The sequence below is a fragment of the Limnohabitans sp. 63ED37-2 genome (genome assembly GCF_001412535.1).
In the GTDB taxonomy this organism is placed as follows: Bacteria; Pseudomonadota; Gammaproteobacteria; order Burkholderiales; family Burkholderiaceae_C; genus Limnohabitans_A.
In genome coordinates, this window is sequence record NZ_CP011774.1 from 1134126 (window position 1) to 1154620 (window position 20495).

The window sequence follows — 20495 nt, forward strand, 5'->3', positions numbered from 1 at the left end:
AGGCTGGGCTTTTTGCTTTGTGGCGTCACCCTGGGGTCTGTTTGAACAAGCTGGCCGCTGCTGGGGCAGCCAACCAGTGGCAGCCCTTGGTTTATGCCGCCACCTCCACCTTGGGCGTTCCCAAACTCCTGAGCACATCCCGCACCATCTGCGCCCGCGCCTTGGGGTCGGGCAGTTCGCGCTCGATGCGAATTTTGTCGTTGCCTGCCAGTTTGATGTGTTTGTTCTTTTGGATCAGGCCGATGATGGCCATGGGGTCCACGGGTGGGTTGGGTTTGAAGGTGATTTGGATGACACCCGGCGCGGCGTCGACCTTGATGACGCCATAAGGCTGGGTCAGCACGCGCAGGCGGTGCACATCCACCAGGGTTTGCGCTTGCGGGGGCAGCTTGCCAAAGCGGTCCACCAGTTCTTCGAGCAGGGCGTCGATCTGGTCGCTGGTTTTGGCGGTGGCCAGCTTTTTGTAAAAACTCAGGCGCAGGTGCACGTCGCCGCAATAGTCGTTGGGTAGCAGGGCGGGGGCATGCAGGTTGATGTCGGTGGTGACCGACAGGGGGCTGAGCAAATCGGGCTCTTTGCCTGCTTTCAAGCAGCGTACCGCTTCGGACAGCATTTCGTTGTACAGCTGAAAACCCACTTCGAGCATGTTGCCGCTCTGGTTTTCGCCCAGCACTTCGCCCGCGCCGCGGATCTCCAGGTCGTGCATGGCCAAATAAAAACCGCTGCCCAGTTCTTCCATCTGCTGGATCGCGTCGAGCCGCTGGGCGGCTTGTTTGGTCAGGCCTTCGATCTCGGGCACCATCAAATAGGCATAGGCTTGGTGATGCGAGCGGCCCACGCGTCCGCGCAGCTGGTGCAGCTGGGCCAGGCCGAACTTGTCAGCGCGAGAGATCACGATGGTGTTGGCCGTGGGCACGTCGATGCCGGTCTCAATGATGGTCGAGCACAGCAAGATGTTGTAGCGCTGGGCCACAAAGTCGCGCATCACCTGCTCCAGCTCGCGCTCGGGCATTTGGCCGTGGGCCACGGCGATGCGGGCTTCGGGCAGGATTTCTTCGAGCTTTTGCTTGCGGTTCTCGATGGTCTCGACCTCGTTGTGCAAAAAGTAGCACTGGCCGCCGCGTTTGAGTTCGCGCAGCACCGCCTCGCGGATCACGCCCGTGCCTTCGTTACGCACAAAGGTCTTGATGGCCAGGCGGCGTTGTGGTGCAGTCGCAATCACGCTCAAATCGCGCAGGCCTTCCAAAGCCATGCCCATGGTGCGGGGGATGGGGGTGGCGGTGAGTGTGAGCACATCGACCTCGGCCCGCAGGCCTTTCATGGCCTCTTTGTGGCGCACGCCAAAGCGGTGTTCCTCGTCGATGATGAGCAGGCCCAGGTCGTGGAACTTGGTCGATTCGCTCAGCAGCTTGTGGGTGCCGACCACGATGTCCACCGTGCCGTCGGCAATGCCTTTGAGGGCAGCGGTGACTTCTTTGCCCGAGCGAAAGCGTGAGACCTCGGCCACCTTCACGGGCCATTTGGCAAAACGGTCTTTGAGCGTCTGGTAATGCTGCTCGGCCAACAGTGTGGTGGGCGCTAAAATCGCCACTTGTTTGCCCCCCGTGACGGCCACAAAAGCGGCACGCAGCGCGACCTCGGTCTTGCCAAAGCCCACATCGCCGCAGACCAGGCGGTCCATGGGGCGGGGGCTGATCATGTCTTGAATGACGCAGTGGATGGCGGCCTTTTGGTCGGCGGTTTCCTCGAAGCCGAAGTCGTTGGCAAAGGTTTCGTAGTCTTGTGGGCTGTAGCGGAATGGGTGGCCCTCGCGTGCGGCGCGGCGGGCGTAGATGTTGAGCAACTCGGCGGCGGCGTCGCGCACCTGTTCGGCGGCGCGGCGTTTGGCCTTTTCCCATTGGCCAGAGCCCAGCTTGTGCAGCGGCGCTTCGTCGGCGCTCACGCCCGTGTAGCGGCCAATCAGCTGCAGCTGGCTCACCGGCACATAAAGCGTGGCTTTGTCGGCGTACTCCAGGTGCAAAAACTCTTGCAGGGCGGGCGTGCCGTCTTCGTTTTTCTGGCCCATGTCCATGTTGACCAGACCCCGGTAGCGGCCAATGCCGTGGGCACTGTGCACCACCGGGTCGCCCACATTCAGCTCGCTCAGGTCTTTGATCAGCGCTTCCACATCGCTGACCTGTTCCTGCTTTTTGCGGCGTCGCGTCACGGACCCTGCGGCGAAGAGTTCGGTTTCGGTGACCAGGTCGATGTTGTGCTCAAACCAGTGGAAACCGCTGACCAGACCCGCGGTGGCCATGCCGACTTTTTCGTCGCTGGCCAAAAAGGCTTGCAGGCTGTCGAACACCGGGGGTGTGAGGCCGCTGGAGCGCACGAAGTCGAGCAGGCTCTCGCGGCGGCCATCGCTTTCGGCCAGGATCAACACGCGGCTGGCACTGCTGCGGATGTGCGCTTGCAGGCGTGACAGCGGGTCTTCGGCGCCGCGCACCACCGTCAGCTCGGGCAGGGGCTGGGCCAGCGTGTTGTCGGGCACGTCTTGCGTGCCTGGGCGCAAAGCCAGTTGCGCGTGGCCGTTGGTCAGCGTGTAGAACTGCTCGGCGCTCAAAAACAGCGCATCGGGCGGCAGCACGGGCCGCTCGGGGTCACCCTGCACCAGGCGGTAGCGGTCTTTGGTGTCTTGCCAAAAGCGCTGGAAGGCGGGCTCCAGATCGCCGTGCAGCACCACGGTGGCGTCATCTGCTTGCCCTGCGCCGAGATAGTCGAACACGGTGGCGGTTTCTTCAAAAAACAGCGGCAGGTAGTACTCGATGCCCGCCGTGGCCACGCCGTTGCCCATGTCTTTGTAAATGCGGCTCTTGGTCGGGTCGCCTTCGAGCAGCTCGCGCCAGCGGCTTCGGAACCGCGCACGGGCCGCATCGTCCATCGGGAACTCGCGCCCGGGCAAGAGCCGCACCTCGGGTACGGGGTAGAGGCTGCGCTGGCTGTCGGGGTCGAAGGTGCGGATGCTGTCGATCTCGTCGTCGAACAGGTCCACCCGGTAAGGCACCAAAGAGCCCATGGGGAAGAGGTCGATCAAGCCGCCGCGCACCGCGTATTCGCCGGGGCTGACCACTTGGCTCACATGCGAGTAGCCCGCCAATGTCAGTTGGGCCTTGAGCTGGGCTTCGTCCAGCTTTTGCTTGACCTTGAACTCGAAGGTGTAGCCCGCCAAAAAGGACGGCGGCGCCAGCCTGTACAGCGCCGTGGTGGCGGGCACCAGCACCACGTCGGCGCTCTCGGCGTGGTTGCGCTGCTTGATGCGCCAGAGTGTGGCCAAGCGTTCAGAGATCAAGTCCTGGTGCGGCGAGAAGGTGTCATACGGCAGGGTTTCCCAGTCGGGAAACATCACACAGCGCAGATCGGGCGCAAAAAACACCAGCTCGTCCATCAGGCGCTGCGCGTCGGCCGCGTCACTGGTGACGATGGCGGTGAGCTTGCCTGCTTTTTTCTCGCGCTGGGCCAACTGGGCCAGCAGCACGGCATCGGCCGATCCGGCGGGGCGGGGCAGGGTGAAACGTTTGCCGGAAATCAGGCTGGGCAGTTGCATGGTGGCGATGGCCAATGGCGATGAAAAAAGCAAAACACCCCCCGCCAAGATGGAGGGGGGTGATCGGGTTGTCAGACAGTTCGATTGTAAAAGGGTCAAGCGGCCAAGGCCTGGGCGCGTGGCGATGCCCTTGATGGGGGGTGAAGCCCACCGACCTACAATGACAGCCCATGTCAATCACCCCAGACGCCCCCCGTTTTCATGCCCTGGTGCCCTGCGCCGGTACAGGCAGCCGCGCAGGCACGCCGCAGCCTAAACAGTACCAAACCGTGGCGGGGCAGCCCATGGTCATGCACACCTTGCAGGCGCTGGCCCGTGTGCCGCAGCTGGCCAGTGGCTGGGTGATCTTGTCACCCGACGATGATTTTGATTGGCCTCAGGCCGCCTGGCCCGCGCACTTCAGGCGCGAGGCCTGTGGTGGGGCGACCCGGGCTGCAAGTGTGTTCAATGGCCTGAGCGCCATGTTGCAGGCGGGCTTGCCTGCGCAAGATTGGGTTTTGGTGCACGACGCCGCGCGATGCCTGATCACGCCCGAGGCGGTGTCGGGCTTGGTCGAGGCCTGCCGCGATGACGTTGTGGGCGGCTTGCTGGCCTTGCCGCTGCCCGACACCTTGAAGTCGCACACGCTGGATGGTCAGGCTGCCCGCGTGGCCAGCACGGTGCCGCGCGAAGACAAATGGTTGGCGCAAACTCCTCAAATGTTTCGCTTGGGCGCCTTGCATGCAGCATTGGCTGCAGCGGCCACCTCTGCTTTTGAAGGCATCACCGACGAATCGAGTGCGATGGAGCGCCTGGGCCATTCGCCGCGCCTGGTGCCAGGCTCGGCCCAGAATATGAAAGTCACTTACCCGGCCGACTTTGCGTTTGCCGAGGCGGTTTTGAAAGGCAGAACATGAACATCCGTGTGGGCGAAGGCTGGGACGTGCATGCCCTGGTGCCCGGTCGCCAGCTGATTTTGGGTGGGGTCGAAATCGCCCACACCGCTGGTTTGTTGGGCCACTCGGACGCCGATGTGCTGCTGCACGCCATCACCGATGCGGTGCTGGGTGCCGCGGGTCTGGGCGACATTGGGCGGCACTTTCCGGACACGGATGCGCAGTTCAAAGGTGCCAATTCTTCCGTTTTGTTGCAAGAGGCCATGCGCCGCGTGCGGGCCCTTGGCTGGGTGCTGGTGAATGTGGACAGCACCATCGTGGCCCAGGCCCCCAAACTGGCCTCGCACATGGCGGCCATCAACGCGGGTGTGGCCCAGGCTTTGGGCGTCGGGCTGGATCAGGTGAATGTGAAGGCCAAGACCGCTGAAAAGCTGGGTCCTGTGGGCATGGGCCAAAGCATCGAGGCGCGGGCGGTGGCTTTGCTGCACAAGCCGTCTTGAGGGCACTGCGGGCCGAGGCCCGCGTTCAGCGGGCTGGGCGGATGGCGGTTTTGGGGCGAAAGGCCTTGCAGACCTCGTCCTGGGTTTCCATGTACGGTCCGCCAATCAGATCCACGCAATAAGGCACGGCCGCAAAAATACCGTGCACCACGGCTTTGCCGTCGGCGTCTTTCAGGCCTTCGAGGGTTTCGGCAATCGATTTGGGCTGGCCGGGCAGGTTGATGATCAGGCTCTGGCCTCGGATGACGGCCACTTGGCGCGACAAGATGGCGGTGGGGACAAATTTCAGGCTGATTTGGCGCATTTGCTCGCCAAAGCCGGGCATTTCCTTGTCGGCCACGGCCAAAGTGGCCTCGGGGGTCACGTCGCGCAGGGCGGGGCCGGTGCCGCCGGTGGTCAGCACCAGACTGCAGCCCGCATCGACCAGCTCGATCAAGGTGGCGCTGATGCGGTCTTTTTCGTCGGGAATCAGGCGGGGCTCAAAGGTGATCGGGTTGTGCAGTGCACGGGTCAACCAGTCCTGCAGGGCGGGCAGGCCTTTGTCTTCGTAGACACCTGTGCTGGCGCGGTCGCTGATGGACACGATGCCGATCTTGACCGGGTCAAACTGGGTTTCACTCATCTTCAGCTTCCTCGTCGGGGGTCTCATCGCTTTGGCCGCCTGTCAGCACGCTGCGCACCAGTTTGAACAGCTCGCGGTAAGCGCGACCTTGGCGGGGTGCAAGGCCTTGCGACACGGCCGCGTTGGTCACAGGCACCGCGTCTTTGCGGGCCTGGCGCACCAGCGCGCGCAGTTGCTGGATGTCGGTTTGCGGGTGGTGTTCGATCCATTCACCCACAGCGGCATCATCGGCAATCAGGCGGTCGCGCCAGGCTTCGGCCAGGTGCAGGGCTTGGGTGTCTTTGGCGCTGCCCAGGCGCTGGATGTCGAGGGCTTCGCGCACGGCTTGCAGGGTTTCAGGGCTGAGCAGGCGCATTTGCTTGCCGATGAACTGCATTTGGCGGCGCTTGCCTTCAAAGTTGGTGATGCGCTTGGCTTCGGCCAGGCCATCGACCAGTTTGTCCGGCAGGGCCAGTCCCTCCAGCAGGTCGCGGCGCAGAGTGAGCAAGGCAGTGCCCAGCTCTTGCAGCTCGGTGCTTTCGCGCTTGAGTTCGGTGCGGCTGGGGCCATCCAAGCCGCCTTTGAGCTCGCGCTTGTACTCCAGGTCCAGCTCGCTGCCTTCGGCAACAAACTGACCACGGACGAAATAGCCTTTTTTGGGTTTACGGGACATGACTGAGGGAACTCGTTTTCAGATGCAGCGCTGGGGCTGGGTGGCAAGTATCATAGCGGTCACTGCGGGCCCAGCGCCCGCCATTTTTTTTGAGAACACTTCCGTGAAAAGTTCCGTGAAAAAAAACACCCCCGCCACCGCCTCCCATGCGCATGCCCACGACGGCTTCAGCTACTCGCGCGACCATTTTGAAGAGTTGGTCGACATCGCCTTGCACCACGCCAAAAAGTTGGGCGCTACCAACGCGGGTGCCGAGGCGTCTGAAGGCTGCGGCCTGTCGGTCAGCGTGCGCAAGGGCGAGCTGGAAAACGTGGAACGCAACCGCGACAAGTCGCTGGGCGTGACGGTGTATGTGGACCACCGCCGGGGCAACGCCAGCACCTCGGACTTTTCCAAAGCAGCGATCGAGCGCACGGTGCAAGCGGCCTATGACATCGCCCGTTTCACGGCCGAAGACCCGACCGCCGGGCTGCCCGATGAAGCCGACATCGAAACGAACCACCGCGATCTGGATTTGTTTCACCCCTGGGCCATCAACAGCGAAGAAGCCGCCAAGTTGGCTTTGCAATGCGAAGCCGCTGCGCTCAAAACCAGCCGCCGCATCACCAACAGCGACGGCGCGGCTGTTTCGGCCCAGCAAAGCCATTTTTTCAGCGCCCACACACACGGCTTTCGCGGCGGCTATGCCAGCTCGCGCCACAGCATTTCGGTGGCCCCTATTGCCAAGCTGCCGGGCCGCAACGCCGAGATGCAGCGCGACGCCTGGTACACCTCGATGCGCTCGGCCGACGAGATGGCCTCGCCCGAAGCGGTGGGACGTTATGCCGCCGAACGCGCTTTGTCGCGCCTGGGAGCCCGCAAGATCGCCACGACCGAATGCCCGGTGCTGTTCGAGTCGCCTGTGGCGGCAGGCCTTTTGGGTGGATTTGTGCAGGCCGTGAGCGGCGGAGCGCTGTACCGCAAGAGCAGCTTCTTGCTGGACTCGCTGGGCAAGAAGGTGTTCCCCAAGCACATCGACATCGAAGAAGACCCGCACCTCTTGCGCGGCAAGGGCAGCTCGCCGTTTGACGACGAGGGTGTGCGCTCGGTGCGCCGCCAAGTCGTCAAGGGCGGCCGGGTTGAGGGCTACTTTTTGAGCAGTTACTCGGCCCGCAAACTGGGCATGAAGACCACCGGCAACTCGGGCGGCTCGCACAACCTGACGCTGACTTCGCGCCTGACGCAGTCCACCGACGACCTGGACGCCATGCTGCAAAAGCTGGGCACGGGCCTGTTTGTGATCGAGTTGATGGGCCAAGGCGTGAACTACGTGACGGGTGACTATTCACGCGGGGCCAGCGGCTTTTGGGTGGAGAACGGCCAGATCGCCTACCCGGTGCACGAGATCACCATCGCGGGCAACCTCAAGGACATGCTGATGGGCATCGAGGCTGTGGGCGCGGATACCTACAACATGGGCGCCAAAACCACCGGCTCCATCCTGGTCAACCGCATGAAGCTGGCGGGCAGCTGAGGCCTGCTGCGCTGTGCAGGCTGAACTTTTGGCGGCGCTGGCAGCCTTGTCGTGGGCGGTGGGCAGTTTGTTTTCTGCCGCCGCCTCCAGCCAGATGGGGGCCTTTGCCTTCACCCGCTGGCGCTTGTTTTTTGCGCTGACCCTGTTGTGGGCGCTGGCGCTGTTCACCGGCCAGTGGCGCAGTCTGGACAGCGCGAATGTGGCCCTGCTGGCCTTGTCTGGCTTCATTGGCATTTTCATCGGCGACACCGCGCTGTTTGCCTGCATGAACCGGCTGGGGCCGCGCCGCAGCGGGGTGCTGTTCGCCACCCACGCGATTTTTTCCACCTTGCTCGCATGGTTGTTTCTGGGCGAAACCCTTTGGGGCTGGACCTTGGTGGGCGGTGGTTTGCTGGTCTCGGGTGTGATGGTGGCCATTGTCTGGGGCCGCCGCGAGAGTGAAACCCACGCCTGGGAAAACACCCAAGGCAGCTTGATGACGGGGGTCTTGCTGGGTCTGCTGGCGGCGGTGTGCCAGTCGGTGGCCACCTTGATGATCAAGCCCTTGATGGCCTCGGGGGTGGATGCGGTGGCTGCGTCTGCCGTGCGCACCAGCGCCAGCTTTTTGGCGCATCTGGCGCTGCTCTGGGCTGGGGCGAAGGTGGCCCAAGTGCAAAACCCCTTGAGCGCCAAAACCCTGTTCAACACCTGGGCCAGTGCGGCCGTGGCCATGGCGCTGGGCATGACCTTGATCTTGCAGGCGCTGCACACCGGGCAGGCGAATCTGGTGGGTATTTTCTCGTCGCTCACCCCGATCTTGCTGCTGCCACTGTTGTGGGCCGTGTACCGCCGCCGCCCAGCCTGGGGGGCCTGGGGTGGGGCGGTGATGGCGGTGGCCGGGGCTGCGCTGATTTTGCAGGCCTAGCCCACTGGAGGCATCAGCCCGCCAGTGCTGCCTTGACTGCCGCCGACACCTGGCCCATGTCGGCCTTGCCAGCCAGTTGGGCTTTGACGGCGCCCATCACTTTGCCCATGTCGCCTGGGCCCACTTTCTTGCCCATTTCTTCACCCAGCTCAGCCACGATGGTCTGCACAGCGGCTGTGACTTCTTCGGCCGACATGCGTGCGGGCAGGTACGCCAAGAGCACGGCCATTTCGGCTTTTTCCTTGTCGGCCAGGTCTTGGCGGGCGGCTTGTTCAAAAGCGGCAATTGAATCTTTGCGCTGCTTGATCAGCTTGTCCACGATGGCCACCACGGCCACGTCGTCCAATTCAATGCGCTCGTCCACTTCCTTTTGCTTCATGGCCGACAGCAACAAGCGGATGGTGCCCAGACGCTCGGCGTCTTTGGCCCGCATCGCGGTTTTCATGTCTTCGGTGATTTGTTCTTTCAGGCTCATAAGAGGCTCCTGGGATGAATGTGGATGGGTACAAATGACAAAGCCCGCCTGAGCGTCCTCTAGCGGGCTTGTTTGCAGACCTGGAACAGGTCAAGCAAAAGGGAAGATCAATACATCTTCTTGGGCAACTGCATGCTGCGAACACGCTTGTAGTGGCGCTTGACAGCAGCCGACTTCTTGCGCTTGCGCTCGGTTGTTGGCTTTTCGTAGAACTCGCGAGCACGCAGGTCGGTCAGCAGGCCGAGTTTTTCGATGGTGCGCTTGAAGCGACGCAGGGCAACGTCAAACGGCTCGTTTTCTTTCACGCGGATGGTGGTCATTGAATCAAAGTTTCCAAAAAATGTGCCGGCTGCGCAAGCAAGGGAGATCGGGCCCTTGAAAGCCAGTTTCGGCGGTTCCCCGTCACGAACTAGTATTTGGCAGACGGGGGTTTGCCAGCAAAGCCTCAGATTATAGCGACAAGTCGCCTGCTTTTGCGGCCAAACAGCAGCTTGAATGTGCGAGGCCACACAGCGCTTGGCCCGGCCCAGGGTCCAAGGGCGCATGAGGCCGCAGCCAGGGGGGAGGCCGCCTTGACTAAAATGAAATCTATATGCATCTTTTCAAACGGACCTCCCCTCGATTCTTGAAGAATTCATTCCGGTTGGCTGTGTGGGCTTGGGCCGCTTGTGCCCTGGGGGCTTGGGCCCAGGCACCCGTGGTAGCCCCAGCCCCAGCCCCCAGTGTGGTCTTGGTCTTGGCGGGAGGCGGTGCCAAGGGGTTTGCCCATTTGGCGGTGCTGCGGCAACTCGAACAAGACCGCATTCCGATTGCCCGCATTGTGGGCACCAGCATGGGGGCGGTGATTGGCGGCTTGTATGCCAGTGGCATGAGCACCGCAGACATTGAACGCACCTTGAGTCAGTTGGACCCCTCCAGGGTGGCCCTTGATCAGATCGATCGCCGGGAGTTGCCTTCACGCACACGCGCCTACCAAGAAAAATACCCGGTAGATCTGGAGTTCGGCATCAAAAACGGTGGGGTGAGTTTTGCCCGGGGCGTGAGCGATGGGCAGCGTTTCTTGGCCCTGCTGCAGTCCCTGACCCAACACTTGCCGCCCGAAGTCAACTTTGATGATTTGAAAATCCCATTTCGGGCTGTGGCCACGCGCTACCGCGACGGCGAGATGAAGGTGTTTGATCGTGGCGCCCTGCATTTGGCGATTCGTGCCAGCATGGCGGCCCCCGCCGTGTTTGCGCCCGTCGAGGTGGATGGTGAGACCTATGTGGACGGCGGCTTGGTGGCCAACATGCCCATCGAGGTGGCTTTGGCCGAAGGGGCCGATGTGATCGTGGCCTCTTTTTTGGGGGCGGGGGCCGACGAAGGCAAGACCGAGTCCGCCAGCCATGCCTTGGTGGTGGCCAACCGCATGCTGGACATCCTGATTCGCCAAAACGAAAAGCGCAACTTGGCTTTGTTGAGGCCACAAGACGTCTTGGTCCTCCCATCTGTTCAGGACATTGGCTTTTCCGATTTCAACCGTGCACCAGAAGTGGTGCAACGCGGACGGGAAGCGCTGGTGCCTGTGCAGGCGAGGTTGGCGGCTTTGCGTCAAAGTTTTGCGGCGCAAACCACGCCACAAGCGCCTGCAAGGCTGTCGTTTGACCAGCGCGAAAAACGCATCGTGGCCATCGAGTCACAAGGCCACAAAGATGTCTCGGAGAGTTTCATCCAGTCCATGCTGGCCCCGATGCTGTCGCAGGAATTTTCTGCCCAGCGGGTCGAGCGTTATCTGGACGAGCTCTACACCAGCGGCTACTTTGACCTGGTCAGTTACAGCCTGGTTCAGCAGCAGGGCGATGCGTACAAGTTGCTGGTCACGGTGCGCGAAAAACCGTACAGCCCCCATTTTTTCAAGACCACCATGGGGTTTTCCAGCGAGGTGGATGGCGTCACGCAATTCACGGCCGGGGTGGGTTATCGCCGCCCTTGGTTGACACCATCGGGTCTGGAGCTGTCCATCGATGCCCGCATGGGCACTCAGTCCGAGCTGGGCTTGCGCTTTCACCAACCCCTCTCAAGGGGCTGGAGTGTCGAGACCGGCGCCTCTTTGGAGCGCAATGTTTTGCCGCTCTACCGCTCGTCTTTCAATGAGGAAAATTTCAACAATCAGAAGTTGGCTTACTACAAACAAACCGTGCAAAGTCTGGACACCACCTTGGTCTACGATTTTGAGCGCCTGGCCAACGTGAAGCTGGGGATGGTGTCCAGCCGCATCCGCCGGGCCTTTGACACGACGGTGGTTTGGGGCAACGACAACCTGGAGCCCACGCAGGAGATCCGCTACAACGCGCTGCGGATGAAATGGCAAATGGATCAACTCGACTCACTGAGCTTTCCAACGCGGGGTTATTTTTTGGGCGGCCACATGGAGCGAGGGATATCGGGTGCCATTTACAGTGGTGGCAGCCTGTCGGCCAAGTGGGCGCATTCGGAGGGGCCGCACATCGTCAATCTGGGCATCCAGTTGGCCCAGGAACGTGTCACCCTGGACTGCGACCGCTGCCGTGCGCCCAGCAATTTGATTTTGGGTGGTTTTCAGAACATGGGGGCTTACCGCATGGGGCAATTGGTCGGTGACCAGTTGGTCCATGTGCAATCCACTTACATGTACCGCTTGACGCAAGGCGGCCTGCTCAATCAGAAAACCTATGTGGGTACCGTGCTGGAAGCCGGAGACGCTTGGGCCAAGGGAACAGCACATCGCTGGCGTTACAGCGCCACCGCGTTTGTGGCGGTGGACAGCAAGATCGGGGACATTTATTTGGGCGCCGCCAGAGGCTCCAGCGATACCTACAACCTGTTTCTGCAATTGGGCAGACGCTTCAGTTTTTGAGTGCGCCTGGCAAAGCATGAGCGCAGGCATGCGCACTGGCCCAGGCCCACTGGAAGTTGTAGCCGCCCAGCCATCCGGTCACGTCGATCACCTCGCCAATGAAGTACAGACCGGGCTGTTTGGATTCCATGGTTTGGGAGGACACATCGCGTGTGTCTACGCCACCCAAGGTGACCTCTGCTTTTTTGTAGCCCTCGCTGCCCGTGGGGGTGAGGCGCCAATTGGACAGGGCCTCGGCCAGTTTGGTCAGGGCTTTGTCGGGCACCTCGGCGGCGGTGCGCTGCAGGGCCGGGTCCTGGCTGACCCAGGCTTCGGCCAATCGACTGGGCACCAGACTGGCCAGCTCGTTGCCCAGCAGTTTTTTGGAGCGCAGCTTGGTTTCTTGCAGGCGCTCGGGCAGGTTCACCTCGGGGGCCAGGTTCAGGCGAATCGGTGTGCCTTCCTGCCAATAGCTGGAGATCTGCAAGACACCGGGGCCCGACAAACCACGGTGGGTGAACAGCAGGTCTTCGTCAAAGTGCATGCGGCTTTTTTTCTCGCCCGTTTCGATGCCCACAGGCAGCGCGAGCCCGGCCAGCTGTGCATAAGGGGCCCAGGCTTCACCATCAAAGGTCAAGGGCACCAGGCCGGGTCGGCGCTCCACCAGCCGCAGGCCAAACTGGCTGGCGATGCGGTAGCCCCAGTCACTGGCCCCGATTTTGGGGATGGACAAACCACCCGTGGCCACCACCAGCGACGTGGTGTGAACGGTGCCTTGGCTGGTTTCCAGGGTGTAGGCGGTGACATCTTCTGTCGGGGCTTGTACGGTTTTCACACTGCAGCCCGTGCGGATGTCTACGCCGCCTGTGGCGCATTCGGCCAGCAGCATGCGGATGATGTCTTCAGCGGAGTGGTCGCAAAAGAGTTGGCCCTTGTGCTTTTCATGGAAAGCAATGCCGTGCTTTTGCACCAGATCGATGAAGTCCTGTGGGGTGTAGCGCGACAGCGCCGAGCGGCAAAAATGCGGGTTCTGGCTGATGAAATGCTTTTGCGGCGCTGAGGCGTCGAGCAGCCGGTTGGTGAAATTGCAGCGCCCGCCGCCCGAGATGCGGATTTTTTCGGCGATCTTGTCGCTGTGGTCGATGACCAGCACCTTCAGCCCGCGCTGGCCCGCCACGCCCGCGCAAAACAACCCGGCAGCCCCGGCACCCACGATCACCACATCCCATGTCTTCATGGCTCAGGAGTGTAAAGGGGCAGGGCCCTGCCAGCGGCCCACCCCACATTCACAAGCTGGGGCTCGCTCCCGCGGGGGGGGAGCTCAAGCGACCCGCTGCGCCTTTGTCTGTTGTTCGGCCTGTTGCCATGCCCGCGCCCCTTGCACCACGTCGCCCACCACGATGATGCTCGGGCTTTGCAGCTGTTCTCGGTGCACGGTGTTCACCAGGCCCGCCAGCGTGGTCAGCGCCTCGCGCTGTGACGGCAAGCTGGCGTGTTGGACCACCGCCACCGGGGTGTGGGCAGGCAGGCCTTGCAGCAAACCTTGGCAGATGTGGTTCAGGCTGCTCACGCCCATGTAGATCACCAGCGTCAGTTTGGCTTGGTGCGCAGTGGTGGCCAATTGCACCCAGTCGGTGCCGCTGTCGCCGGGCTTGGCGTGGCCTGTCACAAACACCACGCCGTGGGCGTGTTCGCGGTGGGTGAGTGGTGCGCCCAGGCTGCTCATGCCCGCCAGGCCCGAGGTGATGCCGTTGACCACCGCCACATCAATGCCCGCTTCGCGCAGGTGTTCCACCTCTTCACCGCCTCGGCCAAAAATGAAAGGATCGCCCCCTTTGAGGCGCACCACCCGTTCACCTTCTTTAAAAGCGGTGATCATCAGTTTGTCAATGAAGGCCTGCGGTGTGCTTTGGCAGCCGCCGCGCTTGCCCACATGGATGATGCGTGCGGTGGGTGAGGCGTGGGCCAAGACGGCGTCATTCACCAAGTCGTCCACCAAGAGCACGGTGGCGTTGGCAATGGCTTTCACCGCTTTGAGGGTGAGCAGTTCCGGGTCACCGGGACCGGCACCCACAAGGGTGCAGCTGGGGGCAAGAAGTGCGGGCATGGGCGGTCAGAAAATCGGCATGGGTGTTCAGTGCTTCCAATTTTCCGATCTATCACCAGCCCTTACAAATACATATTTGGCATAAGCTGAATGATGCAGGTCCAAGCCGGCGGTCCTGCAACAGGGCCAGCGCTCAGGCCGTTTGCATGCCGTGCTGCAACTTCAGCGGAGTGCAAGCGGCCGAGGTCCAAAACGCCAACAGGGCTTGCATCGCCTCGGTTTGCTCGCTGGTGGCCGCCACCGAGCCCGAGAACGTGGTGATGATTTCCACCTCGGGTGGCAGGCCGCCCACGATGGTGATGCCCGCCACGCCCAGCATTTCGCTCAGCTGCTGAAAGCCCAGCGCCACCTCGCCTTGGGCCACCAACGAGCCCACGGGCACGCCGGGTTTGGCTTGCACGATGCGGGGTAAGAGGGTCTCGGCAATGCCCCAGGCCTCGAACTGTTTAGCCAGTTGCACGCCACTCGGGCCCGTCGAATAGCCCAGGGTGGGCGCGGCCAGGATGGCGGCCTTGAGTGCGGCTTCGGTCGAGATGTCGGGCACGGGCTGGCCTGCTGGCACGGCCACCGCCACGCCTGAGCGCACCAGATCGGCGCGGCTGCCCGCCCGCACATGGCCGCTGGCCACCAGTTTGTCGATGGCGTCACTGGCCAGCACCACGCCGTCAAAGGCTTCGCCCGCCTGCACGCGCTTGGCCGCATCCACGCCGCCGACCGACTCGACCTGCACTTGAACATGAGGTGCCTGCGCCTCGTACAGCGCCACCAGATCGGCCAAGAGGGGTTTGGTGGCCATGGAGGAAATCAGTCGGAGTGTGGTCATGGTGTGGGCTTTGCAGTGTGGTGTCGTCCTGCCAAGGATTATGGCCAAGCCGCCAGCGGCGGCCCATGCCCCGCTTAAACTCGCTGTCATGCAAATTTTGGGTATCGAATCATCTTGTGACGAGACGGGCGTGGCCTTGGTGGAAACCACCGGGGTTGCCATGCCGCGTCTGCTGTCGCACGCACTCTTCAGCCAGATCGAAATGCACCAAGCCTACGGCGGCGTGGTGCCCGAGCTGGCCAGCCGCGACCACATCCGCCGGGTGCTGCCGCTCACGCGCCAGGTGCTGGCCGAGGCGGGGGCCACTTTGGCGGGCATCGACGTGGTGGCCTACACCCGGGGGCCAGGACTGGCCGGGGCGCTTTTGGTGGGTTCGGGCGTGGCCTGTGCACTGGCCGCGTCTTTGGGCAAGCCCGTGCTGGGTGTGCACCATTTGGAGGGGCATTTGCTCTCGCCGTTTTTGAGCGCCGATCCGCCCGAGTTTCCCTTCATCGCCTTGCTGGTCTCGGGCGGTCACACGCAGCTCATGCGGGTGGATGGCGTGGGCCGTTACGAGCTGCTGGGCGAAACGATTGACGATGCGGCGGGTGAAGCCTTTGACAAGTCGGCCAAACTCATGGGCCTGCCTTACCCGGGTGGCCCTGGCCTGTCGCGCCTGGCCGAGCAGGGCAATCCTGCGGCCTACAAGCTGCCCCGGCCTTTGCTGCACAGCGGCGATCTGGACTTTTCTTTTGCGGGCCTCAAAACCGCCGTGCTCACCCAAAGCCAAAAAATCGGCCCAGCGGCCCATACCGAAGGCGCACCTGAGCGGGCTGACTTGGCCGCATCGACCCAGGCAGCGATTGTCGAAGTGCTGGTCAAAAAATCCATGAACGCGCTCAAAACCAGTGGCATGAAGCGCCTGGTCGTGGCCGGGGGCGTGGGCGCCAACCGCGAGCTGCGGGCGCAACTCAATGCCGCCTGCGCCAAAGCCCGGGTGCGGGTGCATTACCCCGAGCTGCACCTGTGCACCGACAACGGCGCCATGATCGCCATGGCCGCTGCCATGCGTTTGCAAGCCGGGGCACAAACCGCCCAGGCGCGTTACAGCTTCGACGTGAAACCGCGCTGGCCGTTGCACGAGCTGGCCGGGTCTTAAAGGGTCAGGGCACGCCCTGCACAAGCCCTGCGCCAATGCGGGTTAACCCGAGGGTGTGTGCCCTGACTGGTTAAACTCCGCCCCTTTGCTTGTGTGGACCGGTTCACGGTTCTGCGTTTTTGCCATGCCTTCATTGCCCATCTTTTCGCGTCGCACGCTGCTGGCCTGTGCCGCCGCCCTGTGTTCTGTTGTGGCCCATGCCCAATCCCCCGCACCCATTCGCCTGGCCTTGATCGAAGGCCTGAGTGGCCCTTTTGCCAACACGGGAGAAGCCGTGGTGCGCAACATCGCCTGGGCGGTCGAGCGGGTCAATGCCCGCGGTGGCGTCCCCACTGCACAAGGCCTGCGGCCAATGGTGCTGACACGCCACGACAGCAAAGGCCAAAGCGAAGAGGCCTTGTCGGCGCTCAAATCGGCCATTGACGATGGCGCACAGGTCGTGTTGCAAGGCAATTCTTCGGCCAATGCGGCAGCGCTGATCGATGCCATCAACAAGCACAACGAGCGCGAGCCTGCCCGGCGAGTGCTGTTTCTCAATTACTCGGCGGTTGACCCGGCCTTGACCAACGAACGATGCAGTTTCTGGCATTTCCGTTTTGATGCCCATGCCGACATGCGCATGGCAGCGCTCATGCAGGTCTTGCGCGAAGACCCGAGCGTGAAATCGGCCTATTTGATTGGACAGGACTACAGTTTTGGCCAAGCCGTGTTGCGCGAGGCCAGGCGTCAATTGGGGGTGTTGCGCCCGGATGTTCAGATCGTGGGCGATGAGCTGCACCCCCTGGGCCGTGTGAAAGATTTCTTGCCCTATGCGGCCAAGATCAAGGCCAGTGGAGCGCAAGCGGTGATCACGGGCAACTGGGGCAATGACCTGACGCTCTTGGTCAAGGCCGCTCGCGAGGCCGGTTACGAAGGCAAGTTCTACACTTTTTATGGCAACGCCTTGGGCGCGCCAGCGGCCATTGGTGAGGCCGGTGTGGGCCGCGTGATCGCGGTGGCCGACTGGCTGCCCAATGTGCCGGGGCAGGCCAGTGCAGAGTTTTACAAGTCATTTCGCCAGCGCTTTCCCAAACCATCCGAAGACTATGTGCATGTGCGCATGCAACTCATGATCGAGGCATTGGCGCAGGCGGTGGCCAAAGCCGGGGGCACCGATCCAGTGGCTGTGGCCTTGCAACTTGAAAAAGCCCGGGTCAGCATGGCCGGGCAAACCGGCAGCATGCGGGCCCAAGACCACCAGTTTCAGCAGCCTTTGGTGGTGGGTGTGATGGCCCGCCAGGGCACGCCAGGCGTGCCATTTGACGTGGAAGGCTCTGGCTACGGCTTCAAGGTGGTGCGACAGATCACGGCCGAGCAGGCCCGTTTGCCCAGCACCTGTCAGATGGAGCGTCCGGCCTCCTGAGCCACTTTTGAGGCCAGCTTTCGACCGCCCGCACGTTGAGGATGCGTGAGCACAGGCTGCAACGCCAAGTCTGTGGCGTGGTGGCATCAACAGGACTGGGAATTTGAAACAAGATGTAATAAACCGGCAATGATCTTTTTTATTTATAAATTAATTACTAAGATCTCATAAAAATGAAAATGCCAAATCCGTTGAAAGGCAATTATTCGGATTTTTGAGGGACCGATTGAATGCTTGTCAGTCCTTTGGCTTTTGAAGTTGTCAATTGCTGAATTCATTTTTTTGTATCGAAAGGCAAAAAATGAGCATCGTCAAGTATTTCAACCACGGTTTTCAACGCGACATTGGCAAGCTGAATTTTGTGGACGTGCCGCAAGTTCTCAAAGACATCCTGAACGACAAAGACCTGATCCAGTTCGGCGGCAAAAATTGGTCACGCGCCCCAGATGACCTCGACAACATCGACGTCGAGTTGCGCCCCATGTTTGTTTTGTGTTTGTTTGCTTTGGTGGCCACAGACCAATGCATGCAGACTTATTTCAAGCCGTATTACGCCGACTGGCGTGAGCGAACCGCTTACCCCAAATTTGGCTGGACCCGTTTTGGTTTGTACAACGAAAATCCCTTGAAATTGCTGTCCGTGCCCGAGCAAGCGGGACTGATCGATTCAGAGCAAACCTGTGCTTTGATGCGCGAATTCGTGGGCTTTTACCGAACTCTGGTCGCCGATTATTGCCACTTGCACGCCCCCAAGTTGTCGGCCGATTTGTTCTTCACCAGGCTGTTGCAAGACGACATCTTCACCCTGGGCGAGGGTCGGGTGGTGGCTGCATTCAAGCAAGCAGCGCCGGGTTTGATTCAGGGCCGCACTTTGGACGCATCGCCCTCTGAAGGTTATCTGCTGGCGGTTTAAACCCACCTCATGCTGCTGACCGGTCTGTCAACAGCCGGTGACTTGGTCAAGGCTTGGGCGATGCAGACGCCCAAGCCTTTGAGCTGCCTTGACTTGCCGAAGCCCCCTCACTCCAGCTTGATGTTGGCCTTCTTGATCAGATCGCCAAAGCGCGTGAATTCCTGGCGGTTCATTTGCGCAAATTGGTCAGGTGTGATGTTGCCGGGCTCGCCGCCCAGACCTTTGAGCTTGGCTTGGATGTCCGGCATTTTCAGGATTTTGGCCAACTCGGTCTGCAGACGTTGTGTCACCTCGGGTGGTGTGCCGGTGGTCACGAACATGCCGTACCAGGTGCTCATCTCAAAGCCGCTCACACCCGCTTCGGCCAGCGTGGGCACCTGAGGCAACTCGGCGCTGCGGGTGGCTGTGGTCAGGGCCAGGGGTTTGAATTTACCGGCCTTGATCTGACCCATCGCCGAGGAGGTGGTGTCGAACATGATTTGGACGTTGCCCCCGATGATGTCCAAATGCGCCTGGCTGCTGCCCCGGTAGGGCACATGGATGCTTTTCACACCCGCTGCCAGGTTGAAACCCTCGCCCGCGATGTGCTGGGTACTGCCCACGCCCGAAGACGCGTATTTGAACTCGTTGGGCTTGGCTTTCATCAAAGACACCAACTCGGCCACGTTGTTGGCGGGCACATTGGCCCCCACCACCAGCACATTGGGCACCGTCACGATCAGGCCCACGGGGGTCAGGTCTTTGATCGGGTCAAAACTGAGCTTGATCAGGTGCGGTGCTATGGCCTGTCCGGTGTTGGTGGCCACCAGCAAGGTGTGGCCGTCGGCTGGGGCTTTGGCCGTCAGGTCGGCAGCAATCGTGTTGGATGCCCCAGGTTTGTTCTCGACCACAAACGAGCCCTTGAAGGCCTCGCCCATTTTTTCAGCCAGCATGCGGGCAATGATGTCGGTGCCGCCGCCAGCGTTGGCGCCCACCATGATGCGCACCGGCTTGTTGGGGTAGCTTTGCGCCAAGCCCAGCAAGGGCGTGGCCAGCAGGGCCGTGAGCAGGATTTTCTTCAACTTCATGACAAGGTCTCCTCGGGTTGTGGTTGTGATGAACGGCGAGAGTGGGCCATGCGGGCGGCCAATTCAAAGGCGTTGGTCATGGCCTGGGGGTTGGCCGCACCACGCCCTGCGATGTCATACGCCGTGCCATGGGCGGGTGTGGTGATGGGGCAGGGCAGACCGCCATGCACCGTCACGCCTTGCTCAAAACCCATCAGCTTCATGGCGATCTGGCCTTGATCGTGGTACATGGTCACCACACCGTCGTAGCCACCCGGCGAACGGATGGCCCGCACAAAAGCCGTGTCGGCCGGAAATGGCCCATCGGCCGCAAAACCCATGTCCGCTGCCAGTTGCACACCGGGCGCGATGATGCGGCCCTCTTCGTCGCCGTAGTTGCCGTTGTCTCCGTTGTGTGGGTTCAGGCCGCAAACCGCCACGCGGGGTTGGTCAATGCCCGAGGCCCTCAGCGCCTGAGAAATCATGCGAATGGCATCGGCCACTTTCTCCGGGTTGAGCAGCGAGGAGACTTCGCTCAAGGGCACATGTGAGGTCACCCGCGCGGTCCAGAGGTTCTTGAGGACATTGAGTTCGCCACAAACGCCTGTGTAGTGCATGTGCTCTGCAAACCAGCGCAATTCGTCCTCTTGGGTCATTCCACCTTGGCGCAGGGCGGATTTGTTCAGCGGGGCAAAACAAAAAGCATCGGCTTGCCCCGCCATGACCAGATCCACGCCCGCGGCCAGGGCGTCGATCATGTAACGGCCGTTTTGGGCATTGGCCACGCCCCGCTCAAAAGCTGGGGCGTTGAAGCCAGACCATTCATGCCAGACCACGTCGTGGGGGACTTGGATCGAGCCCTTCTGGCCAATCAGAATCACCCGGGCGTGGGTTTGCCACGCAGGGTTTTGCAGCATTTTTTCGACCAATTCAGGGCCGATGCCTGCAGGGTCGCCAGTGAAGAGGGCCAGGGTGGGCAGTGTCATGGGTCAGGCTCTGATGGGAGGAAGGGGTGGATGCTCATAATCCGTAATTACGGATAATGCTAGGGAGCCGATACCCCCCGGTCAAGCTCTGGTTTTCCCCCA

The 20495-nt window shown here is 61.6% G+C and carries 18 protein-coding genes; 8 read left to right on the top strand and 10 right to left on the bottom strand.

Features of this window, described 5'->3' with window-relative positions; translation table 11 throughout:
• Positions 1 to 91: 91 nt before the first annotated feature.
• On the bottom strand, positions 92 to 3583 hold the full coding sequence (gene mfd / locus L63ED372_RS05475) for a transcription-repair coupling factor (protein ID WP_062407680.1): 3492 nt from the start codon (positions 3581 to 3583) through the stop codon (positions 92 to 94).
• Positions 3584 to 3753: 170 nt separating this feature from the next.
• On the opposite strand from mfd, the gene ispD reads away from it, so the two are divergent.
• Both ispD and ispF read left to right on the top strand, forming a co-directional pair.
• Positions 3754 to 4479 carry a 2-C-methyl-D-erythritol 4-phosphate cytidylyltransferase gene (gene ispD / locus L63ED372_RS05480; protein WP_062404152.1) on the top strand — a complete coding sequence of 242 codons (726 nt, stop codon included), beginning with the start codon at positions 3754 to 3756 and terminating at the stop codon, positions 4477 to 4479.
• Positions 4476 to 4958 carry a 2-C-methyl-D-erythritol 2,4-cyclodiphosphate synthase gene (ispF, locus tag L63ED372_RS05485; RefSeq protein WP_062404154.1) on the top strand — a complete coding sequence of 161 codons (483 nt, stop codon included), beginning with the start codon at positions 4476 to 4478 and terminating at the stop codon, positions 4956 to 4958. Before ispD ends, ispF begins: the two co-directional genes overlap by 4 nt.
• Positions 4959 to 4983: 25 nt before the next feature.
• Here the strand turns inward: ispF and mog are convergent, their stop codons facing one another.
• Together mog and yjgA are read right to left on the bottom strand one after the other, a co-directional pair.
• Complete coding sequence (gene mog, locus L63ED372_RS05490) at positions 4984 to 5580, bottom strand: molybdopterin adenylyltransferase (protein ID WP_062404156.1); 597 nt, start codon at positions 5578 to 5580, stop codon at positions 4984 to 4986.
• Positions 5573 to 6232, bottom strand: coding sequence for a ribosome biogenesis factor YjgA (yjgA, locus tag L63ED372_RS05495; protein WP_062404158.1), 660 nt, complete (start codon positions 6230 to 6232; stop codon positions 5573 to 5575). Before yjgA ends, mog begins: the two co-directional genes overlap by 8 nt.
• A 22-nt stretch (positions 6233 to 6254) precedes the next feature.
• Between yjgA and pmbA the strand changes: the two genes are divergently transcribed.
• Positions 6255 to 7745: a metalloprotease PmbA gene (gene pmbA, locus L63ED372_RS05500; protein WP_156343672.1), complete on the top strand. Its 1491-nt coding sequence runs from the start codon at positions 6255 to 6257 to the stop codon at positions 7743 to 7745.
• A gap of 13 nt (positions 7746 to 7758) precedes the next feature.
• Entirely contained in the window at positions 7759 to 8649 is an 891-nt protein-coding gene (locus L63ED372_RS05505; protein ID WP_062404160.1) for a DMT family transporter, read from the top strand.
• Between the two features lie 13 nt (positions 8650 to 8662).
• Here the strand turns inward: L63ED372_RS05505 and L63ED372_RS05510 are convergent, their stop codons facing one another.
• Positions 8663 to 9124: a GatB/YqeY domain-containing protein gene (locus tag L63ED372_RS05510; protein WP_062404162.1), complete on the bottom strand. Its 462-nt coding sequence runs from the start codon at positions 9122 to 9124 to the stop codon at positions 8663 to 8665.
• A gap of 107 nt (positions 9125 to 9231) precedes the next feature.
• On the bottom strand, positions 9232 to 9444 hold the full coding sequence (gene rpsU, locus L63ED372_RS05515; protein WP_019428257.1) for a 30S ribosomal protein S21: 213 nt from the start codon (positions 9442 to 9444) through the stop codon (positions 9232 to 9234).
• A gap of 305 nt (positions 9445 to 9749) precedes the next feature.
• Between rpsU and L63ED372_RS05520 the strand changes: the two genes are divergently transcribed.
• Positions 9750 to 11999, top strand: a complete 2250-nt coding sequence (locus L63ED372_RS05520; RefSeq protein ID WP_197275325.1) for a patatin-like phospholipase family protein — start codon at positions 9750 to 9752, stop codon at positions 11997 to 11999.
• Here the strand turns inward: L63ED372_RS05520 and L63ED372_RS05525 are convergent.
• From L63ED372_RS05525 to L63ED372_RS05535, 3 genes are all read right to left on the bottom strand, one after another.
• The gene (locus L63ED372_RS05525) at positions 11989 to 13215 is read right to left on the bottom strand and encodes an NAD(P)/FAD-dependent oxidoreductase (protein WP_062404166.1); all 1227 of its coding nucleotides are present in this window, start codon (positions 13213 to 13215) and stop codon (positions 11989 to 11991) included. The two genes, L63ED372_RS05520 and L63ED372_RS05525, sit on opposite strands and share 11 nt — an antisense overlap.
• An 84-nt stretch (positions 13216 to 13299) precedes the next feature.
• On the bottom strand, positions 13300 to 14085 hold the full coding sequence (cobA, locus tag L63ED372_RS05530) for a uroporphyrinogen-III C-methyltransferase (RefSeq protein WP_062404168.1): 786 nt from the start codon (positions 14083 to 14085) through the stop codon (positions 13300 to 13302).
• A 133-nt stretch (positions 14086 to 14218) separates the two neighbouring features.
• On the bottom strand, positions 14219 to 14881 hold the full coding sequence (locus tag L63ED372_RS05535; protein ID WP_231624600.1) for a substrate-binding domain-containing protein: 663 nt from the start codon (positions 14879 to 14881) through the stop codon (positions 14219 to 14221).
• 115 nt (positions 14882 to 14996) lie between these two features.
• Between L63ED372_RS05535 and tsaD the strand changes: the two genes are divergently transcribed.
• The 3 genes from tsaD to L63ED372_RS05550 all read left to right on the top strand — a co-directional run bounded on the left by tsaD (position 14997) and on the right by L63ED372_RS05550 (position 18361).
• Entirely contained in the window at positions 14997 to 16046 is a 1050-nt protein-coding gene (gene tsaD / locus L63ED372_RS05540; RefSeq protein WP_062407684.1) for a tRNA (adenosine(37)-N6)-threonylcarbamoyltransferase complex transferase subunit TsaD, read from the top strand.
• A gap of 124 nt (positions 16047 to 16170) precedes the next feature.
• On the top strand, positions 16171 to 17448 hold the full coding sequence (locus L63ED372_RS05545) for a branched-chain amino acid ABC transporter substrate-binding protein (RefSeq protein ID WP_062404172.1): 1278 nt from the start codon (positions 16171 to 16173) through the stop codon (positions 17446 to 17448).
• 301 nt (positions 17449 to 17749) lie between these two features.
• Complete coding sequence (locus L63ED372_RS05550; protein WP_062404174.1) at positions 17750 to 18361, top strand: hypothetical protein; 612 nt, start codon at positions 17750 to 17752, stop codon at positions 18359 to 18361.
• A gap of 107 nt (positions 18362 to 18468) precedes the next feature.
• Here L63ED372_RS05550 and L63ED372_RS05555 read toward each other — a convergent pair whose 3' ends face one another.
• Both L63ED372_RS05555 and L63ED372_RS05560 read right to left on the bottom strand, forming a co-directional pair.
• Positions 18469 to 19428: a Bug family tripartite tricarboxylate transporter substrate binding protein gene (locus tag L63ED372_RS05555; protein ID WP_082431597.1), complete on the bottom strand. Its 960-nt coding sequence runs from the start codon at positions 19426 to 19428 to the stop codon at positions 18469 to 18471.
• The gene (locus tag L63ED372_RS05560; RefSeq protein WP_062404177.1) at positions 19425 to 20393 is read right to left on the bottom strand and encodes a 4-hydroxythreonine-4-phosphate dehydrogenase PdxA; all 969 of its coding nucleotides are present in this window, start codon (positions 20391 to 20393) and stop codon (positions 19425 to 19427) included. The genes L63ED372_RS05555 and L63ED372_RS05560 overlap by 4 nt, the downstream gene beginning before the upstream one ends.
• Positions 20394 to 20495 lie beyond the last annotated feature (102 nt).